This is a genomic window from Paraburkholderia sp. Ac-20347, from assembly GCF_017104805.1.
Lineage (GTDB): Bacteria > Pseudomonadota > Gammaproteobacteria > Burkholderiales > Burkholderiaceae > Paraburkholderia > Paraburkholderia tropica.
In genome coordinates this window covers 1-2,469 of record NZ_JAAGPN010000514.1, presented here as the reverse complement: position 1 = coordinate 2,469, position 2,469 = coordinate 1, and the positions used below count along the sequence as shown (strand labels likewise).

Genomic DNA, 2,469 nt, shown 5'->3' with positions numbered 1-2,469 from the left:
CGACGGGCGCCGTGGCCGCGCCGCGCGGCGCCTGCGCGCGCAGACGCTCGTCGAACTGGCGCAATTGCGCGAGCTGCGCGGCGAGGCGTTCGATACGCGGATCGAGCAAGGCGATCGACGCATTCATCCGGCCGATCTCGCCCACCACATAGTGATGCTGCGTCGCGCCCGTCTGGCCGGGCGCGGCGGCCCCGGCGGCGCTGCTATACCGGCCAATCGCGATGCCGCCCGCCAGCGAGACCAGCGCCGCGACACAGGCGGTCGCGATCAGCGTGCGACGCGCGGCGCGCTGCGTGACGAAGCGGGTGCCGCCACGCGAAAGCTCGTCGATGGAGCTGGACCACGGCATCTTCATGCTCGCCTCCGCAGGCACAATTTCGCCCGCCAAGGTGACGCCCTCACGCCGATGAACAAGATCTGAATCGCCATCTCAGTCTGCCGGGGCCGGCCTGCGCCCGCCCTTCCCGAAATCGAAACGACGATTATCGTGGCGTCTGAAAAATACCCATCCCGATAAAAAGTCCGCCTGAACAGGCAAACCGAACGTCGCCGCGACATTCGCGACGCCCCCGCCGCGCGAAAATCGCTTGACTTCTCGCCCCGCCGAACTAATATACGCACCGCGTACATAAACCAGCCAACACGGGTGCCAGCATGAGCGTTCCGCAACAAGCCTTCCTCCGCGACGCCATGCGTCGCCTGAACATGACCCGCGATGCCTTCGCGAGCCGCATCGGCGTCACGCGCCGCGCGCTCGACACGTGGTTGCTGCCCGAGGAATCGCAGGAATCGCGCGCCATGCCCGAGATCGTCGAGCGTTTCGTCTCGGAAATCGTCGGTGGCGGCGAGCCGCGTGAAAGCTATACGCAAAGCGTAGATCCGCGTTCGCTGGCCAGCCAGATGCAATTCGAAGGCAAACCGCAGCTGCTGTCCGTCGACCAGTTCTCGCGCGACTCCGTCGAAGCGCTGTTCCGCGTCGCCGACATCATGCAGCCCATCGCGCGCCGCCGGAAAATCTCGCGCGTGCTCGAAGGCGCGGTGCTCGGCAACCTGTTCTTCGAGGCCAGCACGCGGACCCGCGTGAGCTTCGGCGCCGCGTTCTGCCGCCTGGGCGGCTCGGTCTGCGATACGACCGGCTTCACGTTCTCGTCGATGGCCAAGGGCGAATCGATCTACGACACGAGCCGCGTGATGGCCGGCTACGTCGACGCAATGGTGATCCGCCACCCCGACCAGGGCTCGGTGGCCGAATTCGCGCGCGCCGTGAACATCCCCGTGATCAACGGCGGCGACGGTCCCGGCGAACACCCGAGCCAGGCGCTGCTCGACCTCTACACGATCCAGCGCGAATTCTCGCGTCTGGGCAAGATCGTCGACGGCGCGCACATCGCGCTCGTCGGCGACCTGAAATACGGCCGTACGGTGCACTCGCTCGTGAAATTGCTCGCGCTTTATCGCGGCATCAAGTTCACGCTCATTTCGCCGCCGATGCTCGAAATGCCGCAGTACATCGTCGACAAGATCTCGACCAACGGCCACGTGGTCGAGCAGACGACCGACCTCAAGGAAGGCCTGCGCGGCGCGGACGTGGTGTACGCCACGCGCATCCAGAAGGAGCGTTTCACGGACGAGTCGTTCGAAGGCTACACGCCCGATTTCCAGATCAATCTGGCGCTGCTCGACACCTTCTGCACTCCGGAAACGCTCGTGATGCACCCGCTGCCGCGCGATAGCCGTCCGGGCGCCAACGATCTCTCGACCGACCTGAACCACGATCCGCGTCTCGCGATCTTCCGCCAGACCGACAACGGCATTCCGGTGCGTATGGCGATTTTCGCGGTGCTGCTGGGCGTCGAGAACCTCGTGCAGCATTCGATGCGCGACGCCGTGTGGCGTCCGCCCGCATACCTCGGCCCGGACGACGCCACGTTTCACGGCATCGACTAAAGGTTCGCGGCGCGCCGTCAGCGCCTCATGAAAAAAGCCGGGAAGCAGCACGCTTCCCGGCTTTTTTGCGCGTCGAGAATTCGACGGCGCAATCCGTCGACGATCAGTCGATGCACACCACCACGCACTCCAGCGCGCCCGCTTCGCCCGCCACATCGATCGCGACTTCGAGCGCCTCGAACGGATAACGCTTCAGCGCGATCGCGTCGAGCTTCAGCAAACCCGCGCCGACGAGCCCGATCAGGGCGCGATAGTCGTCGCCGCTGTACATGAAGTGACCGATCAACTCCCAGTTGTTGAGCAGCATCTCGCCATACGACACCGGCAGATCGCAGGTCATGCTGCCCATCAGCACCATGCGGCCGTTGCGGGCCAGGCTGCGCAGCGCGGCGAGCGTGGCGTTCGCGTCGGTGGCGCGTCCGACCATGTCGAAGGCGAGATCGGCGCCGCCGCCCGCCGCCTCGCGGATCGCTGCCGTATCGCGCGCGACGTCGCCGGACAGCACGACCGGCACCACGCGCG

General features: G+C 66.0%; 2 protein-coding genes and 1 pseudogene. 1 reads left to right on the top strand and 2 read right to left on the bottom strand.

Annotated elements, in window-relative coordinates; genetic code table 11:
- Nucleotides 1–355: pseudogene (locus G3N97_RS38205) on the bottom strand (M23 family peptidase); the annotation flags it as partial.
- Between the two features lie 299 nt (nucleotides 356–654).
- Here G3N97_RS38205 and G3N97_RS38200 point away from each other — a divergent pair.
- A complete protein-coding gene (locus G3N97_RS38200) occupies nucleotides 655–1,947 on the top strand; it encodes an aspartate carbamoyltransferase (RefSeq protein ID WP_205997912.1) in 1,293 nt (430 codons plus the stop codon).
- Between the two features lie 103 nt (nucleotides 1,948–2,050).
- Here the strand turns inward: G3N97_RS38200 and G3N97_RS38195 are convergent.
- Nucleotides 2,051–2,469: zinc-binding dehydrogenase (locus G3N97_RS38195; protein ID WP_205997911.1), on the bottom strand; the 419-nt coding region annotated here is incomplete at its 5' end.